Annotated in this window: 21 protein-coding genes; 11 read left to right on the forward strand and 10 right to left on the reverse strand. The window is 52.1% G+C overall.

Annotated elements, in window-relative coordinates; all coding sequences use genetic code 11:
- Positions 1 to 12: 12 nt before the first annotated feature.
- The 8 genes from CRO57_RS13910 (at position 13) to CRO57_RS13945 (ending at position 7,827) form a co-directional block, all read left to right on the forward strand.
- Positions 13 to 1,287 carry a glutamate-5-semialdehyde dehydrogenase gene (locus tag CRO57_RS13910; protein ID WP_244580103.1) on the forward strand — a complete coding sequence of 425 codons (1,275 nt, stop codon included), beginning with the start codon at positions 13 to 15 and terminating at the stop codon, positions 1,285 to 1,287.
- A 30-nt stretch (positions 1,288 to 1,317) separates the two neighbouring features.
- Positions 1,318 to 1,971 (forward strand): nicotinate-nucleotide adenylyltransferase, encoded by a 654-nt coding sequence (locus CRO57_RS13915; protein WP_097154098.1) that lies wholly within the window; start codon positions 1,318 to 1,320, stop codon positions 1,969 to 1,971.
- A 146-nt stretch (positions 1,972 to 2,117) separates the two neighbouring features.
- Positions 2,118 to 2,495, forward strand: a complete 378-nt coding sequence (gene rsfS / locus CRO57_RS13920; RefSeq protein ID WP_097154460.1) for a ribosome silencing factor — start codon at positions 2,118 to 2,120, stop codon at positions 2,493 to 2,495.
- Positions 2,496 to 2,620: 125 nt separating this feature from the next.
- Positions 2,621 to 3,103: a 23S rRNA (pseudouridine(1915)-N(3))-methyltransferase RlmH gene (gene rlmH, locus CRO57_RS13925; RefSeq protein WP_097154099.1), complete on the forward strand. Its 483-nt coding sequence runs from the start codon at positions 2,621 to 2,623 to the stop codon at positions 3,101 to 3,103.
- 127 nt (positions 3,104 to 3,230) lie between these two features.
- A complete protein-coding gene (locus CRO57_RS13930; protein WP_097154100.1) occupies positions 3,231 to 4,643 on the forward strand; it encodes a murein hydrolase activator EnvC family protein in 1,413 nt (470 codons plus the stop codon).
- A complete protein-coding gene (locus CRO57_RS13935; protein WP_097154101.1) occupies positions 4,640 to 6,100 on the forward strand; it encodes a S41 family peptidase in 1,461 nt (486 codons plus the stop codon). Before CRO57_RS13930 ends, CRO57_RS13935 begins: the two co-directional genes overlap by 4 nt.
- A gap of 115 nt (positions 6,101 to 6,215) precedes the next feature.
- A complete protein-coding gene (locus CRO57_RS13940; protein WP_097154102.1) occupies positions 6,216 to 7,322 on the forward strand; it encodes a divergent polysaccharide deacetylase family protein in 1,107 nt (368 codons plus the stop codon).
- Between the two features lie 4 nt (positions 7,323 to 7,326).
- Positions 7,327 to 7,827 (forward strand): RNA pyrophosphohydrolase, encoded by a 501-nt coding sequence (locus CRO57_RS13945; protein ID WP_097154103.1) that lies wholly within the window; start codon positions 7,327 to 7,329, stop codon positions 7,825 to 7,827.
- Positions 7,828 to 7,847: 20 nt separating this feature from the next.
- On the opposite strand, the gene CRO57_RS13950 is transcribed toward CRO57_RS13945, so the two are convergent.
- The 8 genes from CRO57_RS13950 to CRO57_RS13985 form a co-directional block, all read right to left on the reverse strand.
- Positions 7,848 to 8,147, reverse strand: coding sequence for an RES family NAD+ phosphorylase (locus CRO57_RS13950; RefSeq protein WP_170956109.1), 300 nt, complete (start codon positions 8,145 to 8,147; stop codon positions 7,848 to 7,850).
- A 287-nt stretch (positions 8,148 to 8,434) separates the two neighbouring features.
- A complete protein-coding gene (locus CRO57_RS13955; RefSeq protein ID WP_170956110.1) occupies positions 8,435 to 9,490 on the reverse strand; it encodes a glycosyltransferase family 4 protein in 1,056 nt (351 codons plus the stop codon).
- 119 nt (positions 9,491 to 9,609) lie between these two features.
- A complete protein-coding gene (locus CRO57_RS13960) occupies positions 9,610 to 10,011 on the reverse strand; it encodes a F0F1 ATP synthase subunit epsilon (protein ID WP_097154106.1) in 402 nt (133 codons plus the stop codon).
- A 39-nt stretch (positions 10,012 to 10,050) separates the two neighbouring features.
- Complete coding sequence (atpD, locus tag CRO57_RS13965; RefSeq protein ID WP_097154107.1) at positions 10,051 to 11,478, reverse strand: F0F1 ATP synthase subunit beta; 1,428 nt, start codon at positions 11,476 to 11,478, stop codon at positions 10,051 to 10,053.
- A 23-nt stretch (positions 11,479 to 11,501) separates the two neighbouring features.
- Complete coding sequence (locus tag CRO57_RS13970) at positions 11,502 to 12,389, reverse strand: F0F1 ATP synthase subunit gamma (protein WP_097154108.1); 888 nt, start codon at positions 12,387 to 12,389, stop codon at positions 11,502 to 11,504.
- Positions 12,390 to 12,420: 31 nt separating this feature from the next.
- Positions 12,421 to 13,950 carry a F0F1 ATP synthase subunit alpha gene (gene atpA / locus CRO57_RS13975; protein ID WP_097154109.1) on the reverse strand — a complete coding sequence of 510 codons (1,530 nt, stop codon included), beginning with the start codon at positions 13,948 to 13,950 and terminating at the stop codon, positions 12,421 to 12,423.
- Positions 13,950 to 14,510: a F0F1 ATP synthase subunit delta gene (locus tag CRO57_RS13980; RefSeq protein WP_097154461.1), complete on the reverse strand. Its 561-nt coding sequence runs from the start codon at positions 14,508 to 14,510 to the stop codon at positions 13,950 to 13,952. Before CRO57_RS13980 ends, atpA begins: the two co-directional genes overlap by 1 nt.
- 218 nt (positions 14,511 to 14,728) lie before the next feature.
- Positions 14,729 to 16,924 (reverse strand): primosomal protein N', encoded by a 2,196-nt coding sequence (locus tag CRO57_RS13985; RefSeq protein WP_097154110.1) that lies wholly within the window; start codon positions 16,922 to 16,924, stop codon positions 14,729 to 14,731.
- A 242-nt stretch (positions 16,925 to 17,166) separates the two neighbouring features.
- Here CRO57_RS13985 and fsa point away from each other — a divergent pair, with 242 nt between their 5' ends.
- The 3 genes from fsa to CRO57_RS14000 all read left to right on the forward strand — a co-directional run bounded on the left by fsa (position 17,167) and on the right by CRO57_RS14000 (position 19,523).
- Complete coding sequence (fsa, locus tag CRO57_RS13990; RefSeq protein ID WP_097154111.1) at positions 17,167 to 17,820, forward strand: fructose-6-phosphate aldolase; 654 nt, start codon at positions 17,167 to 17,169, stop codon at positions 17,818 to 17,820.
- Between the two features lie 238 nt (positions 17,821 to 18,058).
- A complete protein-coding gene (locus CRO57_RS13995) occupies positions 18,059 to 19,009 on the forward strand; it encodes a tyrosine recombinase XerC (protein ID WP_097154112.1) in 951 nt (316 codons plus the stop codon).
- 100 nt (positions 19,010 to 19,109) lie between these two features.
- Positions 19,110 to 19,523 (forward strand): hypothetical protein, encoded by a 414-nt coding sequence (locus CRO57_RS14000; RefSeq protein ID WP_097154113.1) that lies wholly within the window; start codon positions 19,110 to 19,112, stop codon positions 19,521 to 19,523.
- A gap of 21 nt (positions 19,524 to 19,544) precedes the next feature.
- On the opposite strand, the gene CRO57_RS14005 is transcribed toward CRO57_RS14000, so the two are convergent.
- Both CRO57_RS14005 and lpdA read right to left on the reverse strand, forming a co-directional pair.
- Positions 19,545 to 19,967 carry a hypothetical protein gene (locus CRO57_RS14005; protein ID WP_097154114.1) on the reverse strand — a complete coding sequence of 141 codons (423 nt, stop codon included), beginning with the start codon at positions 19,965 to 19,967 and terminating at the stop codon, positions 19,545 to 19,547.
- 305 nt (positions 19,968 to 20,272) lie between these two features.
- Complete coding sequence (lpdA, locus tag CRO57_RS14010) at positions 20,273 to 21,673, reverse strand: dihydrolipoyl dehydrogenase (protein ID WP_097154115.1); 1,401 nt, start codon at positions 21,671 to 21,673, stop codon at positions 20,273 to 20,275.
- Positions 21,674 to 21,678 lie beyond the last annotated feature (5 nt).

Raw genomic sequence — 21,678 nt, forward strand, 5'->3', positions numbered from 1 at the left:
GGGAACAGGCAAATGAATGACATGACAGGCAATGTGACCGAGATCATGATGACATTGGGTCAAAAAGCTCGAACCGCCGCCCGAGAGCTCGCCAACGCCCCGACAGCACAAAAAAACAAAGCCCTGTCCGAGGCTGCAATTGCTATTCGCGCATCGACCAAGGAAATCCTCGCCGCGAACGCAAAAGATGTCGAAAAAGGCAAGAAGGACGGCATGGCAGCCTCCTTCCTTGATCGCCTGACACTGGATGAGAAACGCATTGACGCCATTGCCCAGGGGTTGGACGCCATTGTCAAACTACCTGACCCTGTTGGCAGTATCATGGCTGGATGGGATCGTCCCAACGGCCTGCATATTGAACGCGTTCGCACCCCCCTCGGTGTGATTGGTGTGATTTATGAGAGCCGCCCCAATGTTACAGCCGACGCAGGTGCCCTATGTCTGAAAGCTGGCAATGCCTCAATCCTGCGTGGTGGCTCGGATAGCTATCATTCCTCTCGTGCCATTCATGCCTGCTTGATGCAGGGCTTGAAAGCCGCGGGCCTGAGCGAGCATTGCGTTCAAATGGTACCAACCACAGACCGCGCAGCTGTGGGAGAAATGCTCAAAGGTCTGGGTGGCAATGTCGACGTGATTGTGCCCCGAGGCGGCAAGGGTCTGGTTGGCCGTGTTCAGGATGAAGCACGCGTGCCGGTCTTCTCACATCTGGAAGGTGTTTGCCATCTCTATATCCATGAAGCAGCGGATGCGGAAAAAGCACTGGCAATCGCCGTCAACGCCAAGATGCGCCGCACCGGAATTTGTGGCGCAGCAGAAACCCTGCTGCTGGATCGCAAGCTCGCGCAAAGCCATGCCAAACCGATTGTAAAAGCCCTACAGGACGCCGGCTGCACTATTCATGGCACCGAGGAAGTAATTGCGCTGACTGATAATGTGGTAGCAGCGAGTGATAAAGACTGGCACACCGAATATCTCTCAGCCGACATCTCTGTGAAACTGGTCGACAATATCGCAGAGGCCATCGATCACATCGCGACCTACAGCTCCTCTCATACAGAGAGCATCATCACTGAGGATGCCAAGGCTGCTAGCCGTTTCCTCAATGAAGTGGATAGTGCCATTGTCATGCATAATGCCTCCACTCAATTTGCCGATGGTGGCGAATTTGGCATGGGCGCCGAAATCGGCATCGCCACCGGCCGCATGCATGCCCGTGGCCCGGTTGGTCTGGAGCAATTAACCAGCTTCAAATATCGCGTTCACGGCACCGGGCAGATTCGTCCATAATTGTGAACGAGAAAGCTGGACCCAAACTCCATGAGCCGATCACCCAATCACGGCACGCGCATTCCACCTATCGAGCCCGGTATGACCATCGGGCTCTATGGAGGCAGCTTCAATCCACCTCATGACGGGCATCGCCATGTCGCATTGACAGGTTTGAAGCGCTTGGAGCTGGACAAGATCTGGTGTCTGGTCACGCCGGGCAATCCGCTCAAGAACAATTCCAGCCTTCCTCGACTGGAAGAGAGACTGGAGCAAACAGCCAACATGATGGATCACCCATCCATCTCGCTGACCGGGCTCGAGCAGCAACTCAGTTCCGGCTATTCCGCCAAGACCATTCTCTGGTTAACCAGGAAATATCCGCAAAATCGCTTTGTTTGGCTCATGGGAGCCGATAATTTGGCCAATTTTCATCATTGGCGGCAATGGAAGCGCATTTTTGCCACTTTACCCATTGCAATCATTGACCGTCCGGGTTACAGCCTGTCGCCTCTTTCTTCCAAGGCAGCCCAGACTTATCAACGCTGGCGCCTGCCAGAAAAAGAGGCGAAAGGCCTATCTGCCAACCGCGGCCCCTGCTGGGTTTTCCTCCATGGACCGCGGTCACATCTGTCATCGACACTGCTGCGCGAAAAGAAGCGCAAGGGTGAGGGCACTGGCAACAGCCTTGATAATGTCACATAGAATGACTTAGATTATAAGAGTCGAGAGATTCGACGGATCAACCTTCGCTCACATTCTTGGCCAGTCTATGGGGGCCATACCGAGCAAGGAATGATCCAGTTTTGGAAAATGAGGTGCATTTGTCCACCGCAACACAAATGGAGACCATGCCCAACGGCCTTTCTCCCCAAGCCCCTGCAACAGATCGCAAGGATCCAGAGCAAGCGCTTACCCTGATCTTGTCGAGCCTGGATGATTCCAAGGCTGAAGACACCCTTTCCATCGATTTGCGCGGCAAGTCTTCTCTTGCCGATTTCATGATCATCAGCTCTGGTCGGTCCCACCGTCATGTGGGAGCTGTTGCTGATCGTCTGCTGCGTGATCTGAAGGATAACGGGTTCGGCAATGCCCATGTCGAAGGTCTGCCAAATTGCGACTGGGTGCTGATTGATACAGGCGATCATATCGTCCATATCTTCCGCCCGGAAGTGCGTGAGTTTTACAATATCGAGAAAATGTGGTCCGCTGAAAGCCAGGACGACTAGAGCATATTCCTGAAAAGTGCTTCAACTTTTCGGATAAGAATTTGCTTAAAACAAAGATATAAAGCCTTTCCATCGATTCAACAATCTACAGAAAGGCTTTAAGACTTGATCCGAGCGGACCTGTCATGAAACTGATCCTTGCTGCCGTTGGCCGCCAAAAGGCAGGCCCGGAAACAGAGTTGCTTGAGCGGTATCTTGACCGCGCCCGCAAAGCCGGGCGCAGTTTGGGCTTCACCTCGATCGAAATGATCGAGCTGGTGGAAAGCCGGGCCAAATCCACTTCCGAGCGCAAGGATCAGGAAGCCGAGCAACTGCTCAAGGCCCTGCCCTCCAATTCTTTCATCATCGCACTGGACGAGCATGGCAAGAATCTCTCAAGCCCGGATTTTGCCAGACTGCTGGACCGTGAACGCAGTGCAGGCCATGGTTCAATTGCGCTGGTGATCGGTGGCCCTGACGGGCATGGCAAGGCATTGTTGCAAACCGCCAGAAGCAAACTGGCCCTCGGCTCCATGACCTGGCCCCATCAGATTGCCCGCATGCTTATCGCCGAACAGATCTATCGCGCCATGACCATCCTGACCGGCCACCCCTACCACAGAACTTGAGAACAACGAAACCGCTCACCAACTAGCCGCGCAAAAGTGAATTCAAGCGATTCCACCCATCTCTTCCATGCTCTAAATTGGCGCAAAGAGTTTTGAAAAGGTGATTCGCTTGCCGAGCTGTCCAGATATGCTAGCCAAACATTTCGCAAAGCGCCTATCCGTCGCTTTGTTTGGTATTCTGCTGGGGCAATTTCCTTTGATAACTTTGGCGCAACAAACCCCTCCTGCGCAATCAGCTCAGGAAACGCCTGCTCAGCCAACCTCCCCTCCCATCAACGAAGCCGAACAAAAAGCTGCGCGTGCCTTGCAAGCGCGCGAAAAAGCCCGACAGGAACAACAAAAAGCGCTGGAAGAGCTGGAAGGCTCCATCAAACTCTCCAAAGAGCGTCAAGCTGAGCTTCAGGAAGAAGTGGCAAGGCTGGAAGGTGATCGCCAAAACCTTGCCAGCGGCCTGATTGAAACCGCTGATCGCATCAAGACTTTGGAACGTTCATTGAACGAGAGCGAAGCCCGTCTGAAAATTCTGTTTCAGGACGAAACAGCTTTGAAGGTCTCACTCGCAGAACAGCGCGACGCGCTCTCGGGCATTCTGGCAGCCCTTCAACGCATCGGTCGCAATCCTCCTCCAGCACTGGCCATCAAGCCATCAGACGCACTGGATGCCGTACGCTCAGCAATCCTGCTCAGCACTCTGGTACCGGAAATTCGCATCGAAGCCCAGGCTCTCGCCAGTCAGCTGGAGCAGCTAATCAACTTGAAAACAAAAATCAATGAGGAAAAGCTGGCACTGCAAACCGGTCTCGAAAAGCTCAATGAAGAACGCAAACGTCTTGATCTGCTGATCGCCAAAAAACAGGAAGAAGAACAAAAAAACCGGCAAGCCATCAAGGATGAAAGCGCCAAGACCGAGCAATTGGCCCTCAAAGCCAACAGCCTGAATGAGCTGATCGCCTCCATGGAGCGCGAGATCGAAGCAGCCCGTCAGGCCGTGCAGGATGCCAAGGAATCGGAAAAACTGGCCATCGAGCAGGAAATTGCCACAAAAAAACAGAAGATTGCGGCATTAAAAAACGCCGCACGCCTTTCTCCTGCCATACCTTTTGATAAAATAAAGGGACTGCTTCGCCTTCCGGTAGAAGGAACGATAATCAAACAATATGGCAGCGCGAACGGATTTGGAGGCAAAGCTGAAGGCCTCTCCCTTGCCACGCGCTCCGGGGCGCAAGTCACCAGCCCGGCAGATGGCTGGGTTGTTTATTCGGGTCCTTTCCGCTCATTCGGGAAGCTCTTGATTATAAATGCCGGAGGCGGCTACCATATTTTATTGGCAGGCCTTGAAAACCTGACCGCAGAATTGGGACAATTCATTCTGGCCAATGAGCCGATTGGTCAAATGAAACAAACAAAACTTGCACAATCGGATGTATTGCAAGACAGCGCATCCAGACCTGTGCTTTATTTGGAACTGAGAAAAGATGGTGTTGCGATTGATCCGGCACCATGGTGGACAGTAGCTTTAAAAGAAAAGGCAGACGGATGATTCGTAAAATCTCCCTATTGCTCTGTGGCGTCGTGGTTGGTGCCGGATTGTCATCAACCTTCACTTACGCACCATGGACCGGCACAAATCTCAGCATTGGTAATGCCAACGCCGCCACGTCCGATACTTTCCGTCACATCAATCTGTTTGGCGATGTCTTCGAGCGGGTTCGCAAGGAATATGTTGAGGAACCGACGGACAAGGATCTGATCGCTGCTGCTCTGAATGGCATGCTGACCTCCCTTGACCCTCACTCCAGCTATCTTTCTCCGGAAAGTTTCGAAGAAATGGCTGTTGAGACGTCTGGTGAATTTGGTGGCCTTGGCATCCAGGTCACCATGGAAAATGGTCTGGTCAAAGTCATCTCACCAATTGATGACACACCTGCGCATGCAGCCGGTGTTCTCGCCGATGATTTGATCACCCATCTTGATGGCGAAGCTGTTCGCGGTCTGAACCTGACCGAAGCCGTTGATAGAATGCGTGGCAAGGTCGGCACCAAGATCACATTGACCATCGTCCGCAAGGAAGTCGAGCAGCCCATCAAGATTGATATCACCCGTGAAATCATCAAGATCTCTTCTGTTCGTTCGAAAGCTCTGGATGACATTGGGTATGTGCGTATCACCCAGTTCAATGGCCAGGCCTTTGATGGACTGAAAAATGCCATCGCAAAACTGGAAAAGGAAATCGGATCTGACAAGCTCAAGGGCTTCGTTCTGGATTTGCGCTCCAATCCCGGCGGCCAGCTGGATCAATCCATCGCCATTTCCGACACCTTCCTGGATCAGGGTGAGATCGTTTCCACCCGTGGCCGTAACAAGGACGAAGTGAAACGTTATTATGCCCGCGCCGGTGATCTGACCAAAGGCTTGCCAGTCATCGTGCTGATCAATGGCGGCTCCGCCTCTGCATCCGAGATTGTTGCTGGTGCCCTGTCCGATCATGATCGCGCCACTCTGATTGGCTCCAAGTCTTTCGGTAAAGGCTCGGTTCAGACCATCATACCGTTGGGTAACAATGGTGCCATCCGTCTGACCACCGCACGCTACTACACCCCATCTGGCACCTCCATTCAGGCCAAAGGCATTGTTCCGGATATCTTCATCAAACAGGAATTGCCAGATGATTTGAAGGATCGGTTCCCTCAAACCTCCCAGACAGAAGCCAACCTGCGTGGTCATCTGGAAAATACCGACAAGGCATCCGGAGCTAAGAAAGAGGCTCAAAAGGATGGCAACAAGGATGCGGAAAGCGATTTGAAAAAGGACGAGGCCAAAAAAACGGATGCTCCCAAAGCCGACACAAAAGACGCCAAGGATCCGAAGGAAGCCTATTCTCCTTCCTATGTTCCGCCCGAAGTGGAAAAAGACACTCAGCTGCAATATGCACTGAAACTGATGCGTGGTGAGGAAAGCAATGAAGCATTCCCCGCCAAGAAGATGGCATCCAAATAAACTCAAGACCCGAAGGGCAGCCATCTCGCTGCCCTTCCCACTCTTAGATTCAACGCGAATTCTCATCCGAAAAATGATTCAACTTTTCGGAAATGCGCTATAAAGGATACAGATCATGGCGGCGAATGATCTGAAGAAGCCTCTGGGCCAGTCAAAAAAAGCGCCTCTTCTTACTGCGAAGCGCTTCATGCTGGCATCTGTAGGCCTCCTCCTCACACTTGTTGTAGGGCTGGCTGGATGGTTGATTTTCACGGATCAACCAAATGGCGGGTACCCAATGAAGATCGTCGCATTGCCCGACGGACCGGCCAATCAGGCCATGATCGGCATCGACGGCATCCGACCCGGCATCAAACCCGGCGTCCCGGAAGCCCTGAGCACCTCTGTACGACGACCCCAAAACTCAAACAACGGATCCTCCGGTTTTACACCCAATAGCGGTGAAATCAGAGTTCTGGATCCTGCAGACCCAAGCCTTGCCAACCCGCCCGGTCGCGCCAGCACTCCGTTGGAGAAAAATGCCAGACAGATAAACAGCGAAGCCATCGCGGGTTTACCCAAGATTGCCATCATTGTTGACGGACTTGGCCTGTCACAAACCACCACCCAGGAGGCCTTGAGCCTGTTACCGCCAGATATCTCACTGGCATTTGCCCCCTACGGCAATGGTCTGGATCGCTGGACAAGCAAGGCGCGCGCACAGGGACACGAATTGCTGGTACAGATCCCTCTGGAACCATTTGATTATCCCAACAACGACCCAGGCCCCCACACGCTGCTGACATCAGCGACAAGCGAAGACAACCAGAAAAATCTGGACTGGTTGCTGCATCGCTTTGATTCCTATATCGGCATCATGAATTATATGGGTGCCCGCTTCACGGCTGATGAGCTGGCTGGCGGAGATTTGGTGCGAGAACTCGCCAGTCGCGGTCTCGCCTATGTCGATAATGGCGCATCAGGTCGTAGCCGTATGAATGATCTCGCCAACAACATGAATGTGCCGAACTTGCGTGCCGATTACATCATTGATGCTAGAGGACGCAGTCAGGATATTGAGACCCGTTTGGTGCAATTGGAAACACTGGCTCAGGAAAAAGGCAGAGCGCTGGGAGTCGCGACAGCCTTTCCGATTTCGGTGAGAACCATTGCCACATGGACACAGGATCTGCGCCAGCGAGGCTTTGCTTTGGTCCCGGTTACAACACTTTTGAAAGAATAATCTGATGGTAAAGCGCGAAGATCTACCCTATCGCGACTGCGTGGGCATTTGTGTCTTCAACAAGGATAACAAGGTCTGGATCGGCAATCGGGTTGGCTCAAGTGAGCTATCCAAAAGTTCCTATACATGGCAAATGCCACAAGGCGGCATCGACAAGGGCGAGGTGCCCCTCACAGCAGCCAAACGCGAGCTGTTCGAGGAAACCTCCATCCACTCCATCACACTGCTGAGCGAGGCTGACGATTGGTTCCATTATGATCTACCAGATGATCTGATCGGGGTGGGTCTGAAAGGCAAGTTCCGTGGTCAACGCCAGCGTTGGTTTGCCTTTCGCTTTGATGGTCGCGATGACGAAATCAATATCCTCAATCCCGGCGACGGAAACCAACATCAGGAATTTGAAGACTGGCGCTGGGCCGATCTATCCGACGTGCCCGAACTGATCGTCCCCTTCAAACGCAAGGTCTATGATCAGGTCGTCGAAGCCTTCAAAAAGCTCGTCTAGTGCCAGCTGGCAAAGAGTGTTCACCGATAGTCAAGATCCAATGTGATTTGCTTCGGCACACCTAGCAATTCTACCTGTGGCGCATTGTCATCGTTCCATCGAAAAAGCGCGATGTGCCATAGGCCCGGCCTGCGGCGAGATGGATCGATAAGACCATCATAGCCCAAACTACGAATTTTATCAGCCGCCACCCAGGACCATGGCTCCTCACCACGGCTCAGTGCATTCATCCATGATTGCGAAGCCAGACGGTCAACATCTCGAGCTTCATCAGATCGCAGATCAAACAGCTTGCACTGAGAGACACAGAAGGTGAGCAAGAGCCTCTCCCTTGTATCCTCAGTCACATATTGCCCAATAGCAACGCGGGCACTTTCTCATCACGGCTGAGATAAAGCGCATCCTGCCCCTTCCTATTGAAGCGGGCTGCTGCCATGGTCTGGTTAACCAAAAGGTAGCAGGGACGAAGTCCACAAAATCTGAAAATCTGGCCCTCGTTGTTATTAAACCATCTCATCCATTAGAGCATATTCCCGAAAAGTGTGTGCAGTTTTCGGACAAAATATACTTGGAAACAATAGCTTGGGCATTTTGAATGACCAGGTATTCATTCAAAATGCTCTAGTATCTCATCATAAGCATTGGACATCTTACCAATATCAAAATTGGCACAGACATGATCCCGGCCAAGCTTACCAAAATGCCCAATCTTTTCCGGGTCAGCCAAAAGATCCTCAAAAGCCTCGGCAATGGAATTCATATCAACCCCTTGCAGCACATAAGCAGCATCACCTGCAGCTTCCGCCATCCCTCCACTCAGCGTCCCAATGCTGGCACACCCACAAGACATCGCCTCAATAAGGGCGCGTGAAAATCCTTCCTTTACGATGGACGGTGAGATTGCTACGAGAGACTCGGCCAAGCAATCCCGAACTTGATCAATTGAATAATTGGCAACAAGTTCGATAACACTGTCATTGGCAGTTTTAGCTTGAAGATCCCGATAGAAATCGGCTTCTTCTTCTGTCTGAACTGCACAAATCAGTTTCAGACGCCAATCCGAGAAATTTGCCTTCCGAAAGCCCTCAATCAAAGGAAGTATGCCCTTATCGGTTCGTGCCCGACCGATATAGACAACTTGCTTCTTTTTCTCTGCTGAGGGACACCAGGTCGTCGTATCAACACCATTATACAGGACAAGACTACGTTCTCTTAAGCTTGGAAAATCTTCCAAAAAGCTTCCTCGAATGAAGTTGCTGACAAATATGATGTGGGAAAGCTTGCGATAGGAGCGGGATTTCACAAATCTGGCAAGTGCATTCTTGCGCTTCTTGAGCAAGCCGTGTCTGTGCAGGATCACTCGGCTATCGGGTAGCTTGCTTGCGATGAGTGCCGCTGTTTGAACATATTGATGCACCACCACACAGCTTGGCTTTTGGGATTTCAGATGCTCAACCAGCTCACGGTCCCGTTGTCTCTGATTACTGGCCTTCAACCCCACAAACTGGAAACCATCGAATGGCTCTACAATGTCGGGCCCATAGACGACAGTCTGATCCTTCAAGCGACTGTGAAACAGCAGATCTTTTGCAACCAGATCAATGGACGTCGCGCCTTTTGGCGAAAATACCATCGCACGTGGCAGTACAATTGCAATTGTCATATCAACCATCCTGCTTCCTGCATCAAGAAAAGAACAAACCTGTCACTGGTTTGAACATAAAAAAGCCGCGAGAGAAACACCCTCGCGGCTTTGAATCATTTCAGCGTTTTCAAGCGCAATCAGGAGATCGCCGCCTGCAGATTTTTCAAACGCCCTAGCCGGATCTCGGCCTCACTCTTGGTGTCGTCATCTTTGGCATCAGCAACATCCTCTTCCGCGTCCTTGATCAACTGAGCAACTTGCTCGGCATCCAGATCTTCGACGGGAACAGCTTGTTCTGCCAATACTTTCAAACCGGATTCTGCCACATCGGCGAAACCGCCACGGACATAGATGTCACGCTTGGTGCCATCTTCCAGTTCGACATTCAGAACACCGGGAGAAATTGAGGCAACCACCGGCGCATGATCTTTCAGCACGGTAAAGAAACCTTCTTTACCGGGAACCAGCACAGAGTTGCAGGGCTCGGAAAGAACCAGCCGCTCTGGGGATACGAGTTCGAAGTTGAAAGCCTCGGCCATGATAGATACCTACTCCCAATCAGGGTGTTGAGGAGCGGCTTACGCCGCGTCCGCTGCAAGTGCCTGAGCTTTCTCGATGGCTTCGTCCATAGAACCAACCATGTAGAAAGCAGCTTCTGGCAGATGATCAAACTCACCATTGCACAGGCCTTTGAAGCCTTTGATGGTGTCTTCGAGGGAAACCAGTTTACCTGGAGAACCGGTGAAGACCTCGGCAACATGGAAAGGCTGAGACAGGAAGCGCTCGATCTTACGAGCACGAGCCACGGCCATTTTGTCTTCTTCAGACAATTCATCCATACCAAGAATTGCAATGATGTCCTGCAAAGCTTTATAGCGCTGCAGAATTTCCTGTACCTGACGGGCAGTCTCGTAATGCTCATCACCAATAACACGTGGGTCAAGCATACGAGATGTGGAGTCAAGTGGATCCACCGCAGGATAAATCCCTTTCTCAGCAATGGAACGGTTCAACACGGTGGTTGCGTCCAAGTGAGCAAAGGAAGTAGCTGGCGCAGGGTCAGTCAAGTCATCGGCCGGCACGTAAATGGCCTGCACAGACGTAATGGAACCCTTGGTGGTGGTGGTAATACGTTCCTGAAGGCCACCCATGTCGGTTGCCAGAGTTGGCTGGTAACCCACAGCGGAAGGAATACGACCCAGAAGCGCGGACACCTCGGAACCTGCCTGTGTGAAGCGGAAGATGTTGTCAACGAAGAACAACACGTCCTGGCCATCATCACGGAACTGTTCAGCAACGGTCAGACCGGTCAGAGCAACACGAGCACGGGCTCCAGGAGGTTCGTTCATCTGGCCATAAACCAGTGCACATTTGGAACCTTCGCCGCCGCCTTCTTTGTTCACGCCGGATTCGATCATTTCCCAGTACAGATCGTTACCCTCACGAGTACGCTCACCCACACCAGCAAAGACGGAATAACCACCATGTGCTTTAGCGATGTTGTTGATCAGCTCCATGATCAGAACGGTTTTGCCAACACCGGCACCACCGAACAGACCAATTTTACCACCCTTCGCATATGGTGCGAGAAGGTCAACAACCTTAATACCGGTTTCCAGGATCTCAGCTTCGGTAGACTGCTCTACGAACTCTGGAGCTGGCTGGTGAATTTCGCGGGTGCCAGATGCTTTGATCTCGCCTGCTTCATCCACCGGCTCACCAACAACGTTGATGATGCGGCCAAGCATTTCTTCACCAACTGGCACAGCAATCGCTTTGCCGGTGTCGGATACAGGCTGGCCACGAACCAAGCCTTCAGAGCTGTCCATAGCAATGGTGCGAACAGTGTTCTCACCAAGGTGCAGAGCAACTTCCAAAACAAGGCGCTGGCCGTTGTTTTCGGTTTCAAGTGCGTTCAAAATGGGTGGCAAAGCACCCTCGAACTGGACGTCCACAACAGCGCCGATAACCTGCGTGATGCGTCCGGTAGCTTTTTTTGCTGCCATTCGTCTATCCTCGTCAATCGCCGTCAGAGCGCCTCAGCACCCGAGATGATCTCAATCAATTCGCTCGTAATCTTCGCCTGGCGCTGGCGGTTATAGGTCAGCTCAAGTTTGCTGATCATATCGCCGGCATTGCGCGTCGCGTTGTCCATAGCGGACATACGAGCACCCTGCTCGGAAGCACCATTTTCAAGAAGCGCACGGAAGATTTGCACCGATACGTTTCTTGGAAGAAGATCTGCAAGGATTTCCTCTTCATCTGGCTCATACTCATAGATGGCACCAGATGATTTTGCTGTATCACCTTCAATTTCTTCGAAAACAGCCGGGATGATCTGCTGCGCGGTCGGGATCTGTGCAATCACGGATCTGAACCGGGCATAGAACAGAGTGCAGACATCGAATTCCTCATTCTCGAACATCTCGAGAATACGGCGTCCAACGCGAGCTTCAGCATCGGCAAATGCAATCCGTTTCAGATCACGAATGTCGATGACATCAATGATGTCATTGCCAAATTCACTCTTGAGTGCATCGGCGCCTTTTTTGCCAACACACAAAATCTTGACTGTCTTGCCCTCTGCTTTCAAAGCACGGGCTTTATCGCGCGCCAGGCGCGCGATAGAAGAGTTGAAGCCGCCACAGAGACCACGTTCAGCAGTCGCTACCAACAGAAGCTGGTTCTGATCAGAACCGGTTCCTGCCAAAAGCTTGGGGGTGGAGTCACCTCCAACCGCATTCGCTGCGATATTGGCCAGCACCTCATCCATACGTTCGGCATACGGGCGCGCAGCTTCCGCCGCGCTTTGCGCGCGACGAAGTTTTGCAGCCGCAACCATCTGCATGGCCTTGGTGATTTTCTGTGTCGCCTTAACTGAGGCGATACGATTTTTGAGGTCCTTAAGGCTTGACATAATAGCCTCCGTTCCCCGCCAGTCTTACGATTTACGCAAAGTTCTTTGCGAAACCTTCGACCGCCGCCTTCAGTTTAGATGTGATTTCGTCATCAAGAGCTTTCTTGTCACGAATGGCTTCGAGCACGTCTTTGTGCTCATTGCGCATCACGGAAAGAAGACCATCTTCAAACGCACGAACCTGTTTGACTTCAATGCCATCCAGATATCCGTTCACACCGGCGTAAATCACAGCGACCTGCTCTTCCACTTTCAGTGGGGAGAACTGAGGCTGTTTCAGAAGTTCAACCAGACGTGCACCGCGGTTCAACAATTTCTGCGTGGTGGCATCAAGGTCGGAACCGAACTGCGCAAACGCAGCCATTTCACGATACTGAGCCAGCTCACCCTTAATCGGGCCAGCAACCTGCTTCATTGCTTTCACCTGGGCAGAAGAGCCCACGCGAGACACGGAAAGACCAACGTTCACAGCAGGGCGGATACCCTGATAGAACAGATCGGTTTCCAGGAAGATCTGACCGTCGGTAATGGAAATCACGTTGGTCGGAATAAACGCAGACACGTCGTTTGCCTGGGTTTCAATAACCGGCAGAGCGGTCATGGAACCAAGACCGTTGTCTTCGTTCAGCTTCGCAGCGCGCTCCAGCAGACGGGAGTGCAGATAGAAAACGTCACCAGGATACGCTTCACGTCCAGGAGGACGACGCAGCAACAGGGACATCTGACGATAAGCAACAGCCTGTTTGGACAGATCATCATAAACCAGCAGGGAGTGCATGCCGTTATCACGGAAATACTCACCCATTGCACAACCGGCAAATGGAGCCAGGAACTGCATTGGAGCTGGATCAGACGCGGTCGCGGCAACAACGATGGAATATTCCAGAGCGCCGTTTTCTTCAAGCGTCTTCACGAACTGAGCAACAGTAGAGCGCTTCTGGCCGATAGCCACATATACGCAATACAGCTTTTCGTTCTCGGCACCAGAGTCATTCACAGACTTCTGGTTCAGGATCGCGTCCAGAGCAACGGCAGTTTTACCGGTCTGACGGTCACCAATGATCAGCTCACGCTGGCCACGGCCGATTGGAATCAACGCATCAACGGCTTTCAGGCCGGTCTGCATTGGTTCGTGAACGGACTTGCGAGGGATAATCCCTGGAGCCTTCACATCCACACGACGACGTTCGGTAGCCTCGATAGGCCCCTTACCGTCAATTGGGTTTCCAAGCGGATCAACAACACGGCCCAACAGGCCTTTACCAACAGGAACATCCACAATAGCGCCGGTACGCTTTACGACGTCACCTTCTTTAACGGCACGGTCGTCACCGAAAAGCACGGCACCGACATTGTCCATTTCAAGGTTAAGCGCCATACCGCGCATTCCACCAGGGAATTCCACCATCTCACCGGCCTGAACATTGTCCAAACCATAGATGCGGGCGATACCATCACCAACAGACAGAACCTGTCCGACTTCAGATACTTGCGCGTCTGAGCCGAAGTTTTTGATCTGCTCTTTAAGGATTGCGGAAATTTCCGCGGCCCGAATATCCATCAGCCGACCTCTTTCAGTGCAATCTTGAGCGAGTTGAGTTTTGTGCGCACAGAGGAATCTACCATCTGCGAACCTACTTTTACGACAAGGCCGCCGAGAATATCGGCATCAACCTTGGCATCAATCGCAACATCTTTACCCAATGCTTCTTTCAGCGACTTCTTGAGCGCCTTCAGGTTGGCATCGGTCAATGGCTGCGCAGACGTGACTTCAGCCACCTGCTCACCACGATGGGTTGTAACGATGTTGCGGAAAGCTTTGATCATCCCCGGCAGGGAAAACAGCCGGCGATTATTTGCGATAACACGGACGAAATTCCCGACAATGCCAGAAATGCCAGCTTTTTCGAGAAGGGCTGAAACTGCAGCCAATTGCTCGTCAGCTGTGAAGACCGGGCTGCGTACCAGACGCATGAAATCTTCACTTTCATCCATAATAGCCTCGATGGAGCTGAGATCTTTCTCAACTGCATCCAGAGCTTTTTCTTCAAGGGCGAGGTCAAACAACGCGCGAGCGTATCGTTCGGCCACTCCTGAGATTTCTGAATTCGTATCCGTCACCTGGTCGCTCTCTGACATTGGGAGAATAGAACCAACCCTTCAAAAGCTGCCGAAACATCTTCATCCGGATTTTCAGTCTCATCTGCCAAGGGTTATAAAAACCCCTAAAACCGCGCTTCGTCTAGCACATGCCATGGCGGGGCGCAATATCAGCTTGAGCGCCATAAGTCGTAATTTGCAATTCTAATGCAAAAGACTGAGAAAAGCGGGTCGGATTCCTAGACAAAAGAGACTGGATCCACATCTACCTGCAATCGAACCGATCCACGAGGTGTCGGACATTGACCCAACCAATGTCGTAAAAAGGACGATATTCCAAAGGATCGTTCCGCCCAGACCAGCAGCCGAAAGCGGTAGCGTCCGCGCAACACAGCCAAGGGAGCCTCTGCCGGTCCAAGAACTCGAACCGCTGATCCTTGTGGCACATGACGCACCAACTCACGCCCATACATCAGCGCCGCCTCGCGATCTTCTCCCGAAATGATGAGGGCTGCCAAACGTCCAAATGGAGGCATTTGCGCCCGCTGGCGCTGCTCCAATTCATATGTGTAAAAACCTTCCCAATCACCTTTGGACAAACATTGGATAACCGGGTGATCACTTGCATGGGTTTGCAAAAGACCCCGTCCTTTGCCCCCCATTCGCCCGGCCCGGCCCGTCACCTGGGCCAGCATCTGGAAGACTTTCTCCCCGGCCCGCAAATCTCCGTGTGCCAATCCAAGATCTGCATCAATCACGCCAACAAGGGTCATGGCAGGAAAGTTATGCCCCTTTGCAACCAATTGGGTACCAATGACAATATCGGCTTCCCCTTTGGCAATGGCTTCCAGTTCTGCCCGCAATTGGGCAACACCATGGATCAAGTCTGAGGAAAGAATCACCACACGTCGGTCCGGCCAGCGTTCGGCCACTTCTTCAGCAACGCGCTCTACCCCGGGGCCACAGGCAACCAGATTGTCTTCCGCCCCACACGACGGACAGGATGGCGGCACGGGCTCGCTGTGTCCGCAGTGATGGCACATCAACAATTTGCGAAACCGATGCTCAACCAGCCAGGTCGAACAGGACGGGCACTGAAAACGATGTCCACAGGATCTACACAGGGTCAGGGGCGCATAGCCGCGTCTATTGAGAAATAGAAGGCTTTGCTCGCCCGCTTCCAGCGTTTCATTCACCGCATTTACCAGCGATGGAGCCAGCCAACGCCCCTTTTCGGGCGAATCACTACGCATATCCACTAATCTGATATCCGGCATGGCGAAACCACCATAGCGGCTGGTCAGCTTGATATGCTTATAGCGGCCTGTATTGGCATTGTTGCGAGTCTCTACAGACGGCGTTGCACTGGCAAGAATAACTGGAAACCCGGACAGATGGCCGCGCACAACCGCCATGTCACGGGCATTATAGATAACCCGATCTTCCTGTTTGAAGGCACCATCATGTTCCTCGTCAACCACGATGAGACCAAGATCACGGAATGGCAGCATCAAAGCGGAGCGCGCACCGACTACAACTCTCGCCTTGCCTTTGGCAACTTCCCGCCAAACTCTATTCTTCTGCTTTTGGGATAGATCCGAATGCCACTCGGCAGGCCTTGCACCAAAACGCACCGTGAACCGATCAAGAAACGCGTTGGTCAGGGCAATTTCCGGCACCAGGATCAAAGCCTGTTGGCCTTTCTCCAGACAACGCGCCAAAGCTTCGAAATAAACCTCGGTCTTACCAGACCCGGTCACGCCATCAAGCAACATGCCCTGAAAGCCACCTGCCTCAAAACAGGCATTGATCTCATTGGCCGCTTCTTGCTGGCTATCAGACAAGGTTGGCGGTGCAAAGTCCGCGATTGGTTCCTCAAACAAAGCAGGCGGTGGCAATTCGCAATAGCCAAGCGTGCCTGCCTTGATCAAGCCATCAATGGCTGCACTGGAAACCCCGGCCTCCTCCATCACCTCTTTCTTGGAACGAGCCAAGCCATTTTCCATGACACTTAAGATCTGGGAGCGAGCCTTGGTCAGGCGATTCGGCACATCTCCGACCAAGCGAATCGCTTTGACAGGCTTATCCGGCTGCAAAGCCTCTTCACCCCGCAAGATCATCCGCAGAACCATGCCACGCTGGGCCAATGTGTAAGAAGCAATCCAGTCGACAAATTTGCGCAGATCATCACTAAGGCAGAAATCATCAAAAATCGCTTCAATATCTTTCAGACGCGAAGCATCCTTGAACTGGGCGTCGTCATCCCAAACCACCCCAAGCACCGAACGCGGCCCCAATGGCACACGAACCAGCATGCCGGGACGCAGACCTCCACTTGGCACCATATGTTCCGGCACGCGATAGCTATAGCTCTGGTCCACATAGACCGGCACCAATACCGCCACTATCTGCTCGGAAAGGAGGAGATCCTGCATCTAATCTGTTGCCACTTGGTCCCGTCCAATTGGGCCGACCAATTGGAACAAATTGTCATATTGAGCCGAAAAAGCGCGCTTATGCTGCAGCATGCATCACTTAGGGGCTGACTAAACGTCCACTTTAGGCTAAAGGGTTCACCAATGTCAGCCAACTAATGCGCCTATCCCAAGATAGGCAGACAAATTGCTGAAATCCTCCGCTCTGTTTCAAGGCACCGTTATAGGGAGCTTATCGCCAAATGAAATTCTTCGTCGATACCGCCGATACCAACGAAATCCGTGAACTGGCCGCAACCGGCCTCATCGATGGTGTCACCACCAACCCATCCCTGATCGTAAAGTCCGGCCGCGACTTCAAGGAAGTCATCGCTGAGATCTGCGAACTGACAGATGGTCCTGTTTCAGCAGAAGTAACCGCACTGGAATGTGATGCAATGCTGGCGGAAGCTGAAGAGCTTCTGAAAATTGCAAAAAATGTTTGTATCAAGTTGCCACTGACCATTGATGGTCTGAAAGCCTGTAAAGCCCTGACCGACCAGGGCCACATGGTCAACGTGACCTTGTGCTTCTCTGCCAATCAGGCTCTGCTGGCTGCAAAAGCTGGTGCAACCTTCATCTCACCATTCATCGGTCGTCTTGATGACATGAACATCGATGGCATGGAGTTGATCGAAGACATCCGCATCATCTATGACAATTACGGCTTCGAGACCGAAATTCTGGCGGCGTCCATCCGCACTGGCAACCACGTGAAACAGTGTGCGATGGCTGGCTCCGATGTGGCAACCATCCCACCATCTGTCGTCAAAGGTCTGGCAAAACATCCTCTGACCGACAAAGGGCTGGAAGCATTCCTGGCTGACTGGGCAAAAACCGGCCAGTCCATCCTGTAAGGCTTAGGCCTAACAGTCCTGAGCCAAGCCCTCTCCCCCTCCCAAGCCACCCGATATGGTATCATCAAAGGCGGTTTGGGAGGGGGAGAGGGCAGGAAATGCAGCCTAAAAATCTCACTCGAAGATTTTTAGGTCGGGCGCAGAGACTTTCTCAAGATTTATCCCCGATGCTGAAAAGGATCGGGGATTTTTTGTCTCCAGATGCGCAATCTTTACGAACCAATCGAGACAAGACCACATGGTCCAGACATCCAATACCCCTCTCCTGATCGCCACACCGCGACTTCGGCAAGCACAGAAACTATGGCAGCAAGCTCTGGCCAATGAACGCCGCCTATCTGCTTCAACGCTCGCTGCCTATGATCGGGATCTGGATGTTTTTTTCTCTTTCCTGACCATGCATCAGGGAGAAGTGGCCGATGTCAGCCATTTCCAAATCCTCAAACCCATGGATGTGCGCTCTTTCATGGCCTCCCAACGACAGACCGGACTATCGTCACGATCCTTGGCACGCACCATGGCAGGAATTCGGTCCTTCGTGCGCCACTTGGAAAGCCGCAATATGGCGACAAGTGCACCCTTTGCCGCCGTCAACACACCCAAATATTCCAAGGGCCTGCCAAAACCACTGACCATAGAGAAGGCAACCAATCTGATCGATCCCTCCCAGTCCCTGGAGGAGGATCCTTGGGTCATTGCACGTGATTCGGCCATTCTGGCTCTTTTATATGGATGTGGCTTGCGTATCTCGGAAGCGCTCGGGCTTAATGTTCAGGAAGCACCAATCGAAGGGCGCGATGCCCTGACCATCACCGGTAAAGGCAACAAGCAACGCCGCGTACCGGTACTGCCAATCGTGCAAAAGGCCGTCACACATTATCTTGCACTCTGCCCCTTTGAACTGGAGCCGAAAGACAAGCTCTTTCGGGGTGTTAAAGGCGGCCCATTGAACCCACGCATGGTTCAGCGCACTGTGGAGAAAATGCGCGGCTCACTTGGATTGCCCGAAACCGCAACGCCTCACGCCTTGCGCCATTCCTTTGCAACACACTTGCTTGCCAATGGCGGAGATTTACGCACCATTCAAGAATTGCTAGGCCATGCAAGCCTTTCAACGACCCAAAGCTATACCCAAGTAGAGATGGGTGAACTGATGGACATCTATCAAAAAGCACATCCACGCAGCTAAAGTCTCCAGCCCGCAAAACCCGGATTACCCCTTAAGGACAGAGTAATCCATTTCTGATAGACTACTCACCAAATGAGCTTCTGAAGCTGGTGGGAAAATCATGGCAAAGCGATTGGCATTTCTCTCAATTCTCATGATGTTGGCATGGAGCCAGCAAGCAATGAGTGGCGAATGCATCCAAAGTCAGGCCATAGGCACATGGCTCAATCCTTTTGCTGGCAACAAGTCCGATATTACCAAACTCGAAATCTGGGAAGTATGCAGCAATGAGACCGTGCCGCATTTGAAGGTCAAGGCATATACAGCCTGCGCCCCACGTGATTGCACTTGGGGCCGATCCATTGCTCAGAAGGCAGATGAACAATATGTCGAAGTGCTCTATCGAACATTCTTCGCCAAGCGGCTCGTCAAAGGCTCCATCAATGGCAAGCGCATGGATGTGATTGTCTATGACGACTTTCACGATCCACGCAAATCCGACCAGCAGCGTTCCTTCGTGCTCTGGAAGCAATAGAATACAATTACACTCGCCGAACTATTCGATCGCCATCACAAAAGGATTGGCCGGGATCTTGGCATGGACTGATAGATCCTGATCCAACTCTTCCTTTTCGCTGACAAACTCGACACGAACATCAGGCAGATCACGCTGAACCACACGGCACTTCCATTGCCCGCGATCCATCGGGATGGCAAGTTTGAAGCTGTTAAGATAGAGATTGTCATAGTCCATACGCAGCATCACACCATGCTCGGACTGGCTCACCACCCGGCAAGACACGCTTTCATAATAGTCATTGAATGTAATCTTGGCCCCTTTCAGCACCCGTTGACGAGGACTGCGGCGACGGCAGTTGGGGTAAGGTTCCTGCTTGAAAACCGGACGCTCGACATTCTTGCGAGACGCTCTGATAATATCCTGAACCCGATTATCTGATTGATGTCTATTGATAGTCATTTTCCCTGTCTACCAAGTGAATTCTTCAAATTCCGAATACGCTCGATAGCTCTCTTTTAAGTAATTCAATAAACACAAACTAACCAATCATTAAGGATTTACAAATGGTTAACATTCAAGTCAGATACATATCTTGGTTGCAGGGTTAATTTAAACAATCAAATCATAGGCTGCATTCATATTATCCGGAAGGCCAAACAAAAAAGGCGACCCAAAAGGCCGCCTTTTCAAAATCAGTTTTGGTATGCGCTTACAAAGATTTCTGCATCACGAGTTTTTTGCGTCAAAACGCTAGTGCGAATCTTTTACATATGGATCGGGCGCTTATCGACTGCCAAAGCTGCTTCTTTGACCGCTTCAGACAAGGTCGGATGAGCATGAATGGTACGCGCCAGATCTTCCGCAGCCCCACCAAAGGCCATCAGAACAGACACTTCGTGGATCATTTCACCAACGCCGGCACCAATCATGTGCGCGCCGAGAACCTTGTCGGTCTCCTTACAAGCCAGAATCTTCACAAAGCCATCTGTATGGCGCTGTGCTTTGGCCCGGCCATTGGCTGAGAACGGGAATTTACCAACATTATAAGCAGTACCCGCTTCCTTCAGCTGCTCCTCGGTCTGACCAAGAACCGCGATCTCAGGCATGGTGTAAACCACACCAGGCACCAGATTATAGTCCACATGGCCTGCTTGACCAGCCAGGATCTCGGCCAGAGCCACACCATCATCTTCAGCCTTATGCGCAAGCATTGGGCCTTCGATCACGTCACCGATTGCATAGATGCCATCAACGGTGGATTTGAAGTGACCATCAGTGACAACCCGACCACGATCATCCAGCTGAACACCGACAGCATCCAGACCAAGACCATCGGTGTAAGGGCGGCGACCAATGGCAACCAGAACCACGTCAGCTTCCAGCTCTTCTGCTTTACCGGTTTTGACAGATTCGATAGCAACCTTCAGGCCAGCATCACTTTTCTCAACGCCGGTAACCTTGGTGCCCACCTTGAACTTGAAGCCCTGCTTCTTGAACATGCGCTGAGCATTTTTGACAGTTTCGCCATCCATGCCAGGCAGAATCCGATCAAGAAACTCAACGACGGTGACTTCAGAGCCCAAACGACGCCAGACAGAGCCGAGCTCCAGACCAATTACGCCAGCACCAACCACGATCATCTTGGATGGCACCTTGTCCAGCTCAAGAGCACCAGTGGAGGAAACAACCTGCTTTTCGTCAATCTCGACGCCCGGCAGATTGGCAACATCAGAACCCGTCGCAACCACAATATTCTTGGCTTCCACGGTCTGAACATCCCCCTCGTCAGGGGTCACTTCTACCTTGCCAGCGGCAACAATCTTGCCAGTGCCTTGGAAAACATCGACCTTGTTCTTCTTGAACAGATAATCGATACCAGCCACATTGCCGTCGATCACTTCCTGCTTGTGGCCCATCATGGCTGGCAGATCCAGCTCAGGGGTGCCAACCTTGATGCCCATATTGGCAAAGTCATGACCTGCTTCTTCAAACAGCTCGGAGGCATGCAGCAACGCCTTGGACGGAATACAACCAACATTGAGGCATGTACCGCCGTGGGTTTTGCGTTTTTCGACAACAGCAACCTTCATACCCAACTGCGCTGCGCGAATCGCACAGACATAGCCGCCAGGGCCGGTGCCAATCACAACAAGATCATAAGACATATCAT

Source organism: Cohaesibacter gelatinilyticus (assembly GCF_900215605.1).
In the GTDB taxonomy this organism is placed as follows: domain Bacteria; phylum Pseudomonadota; class Alphaproteobacteria; order Rhizobiales; family Cohaesibacteraceae; genus Cohaesibacter; species Cohaesibacter gelatinilyticus.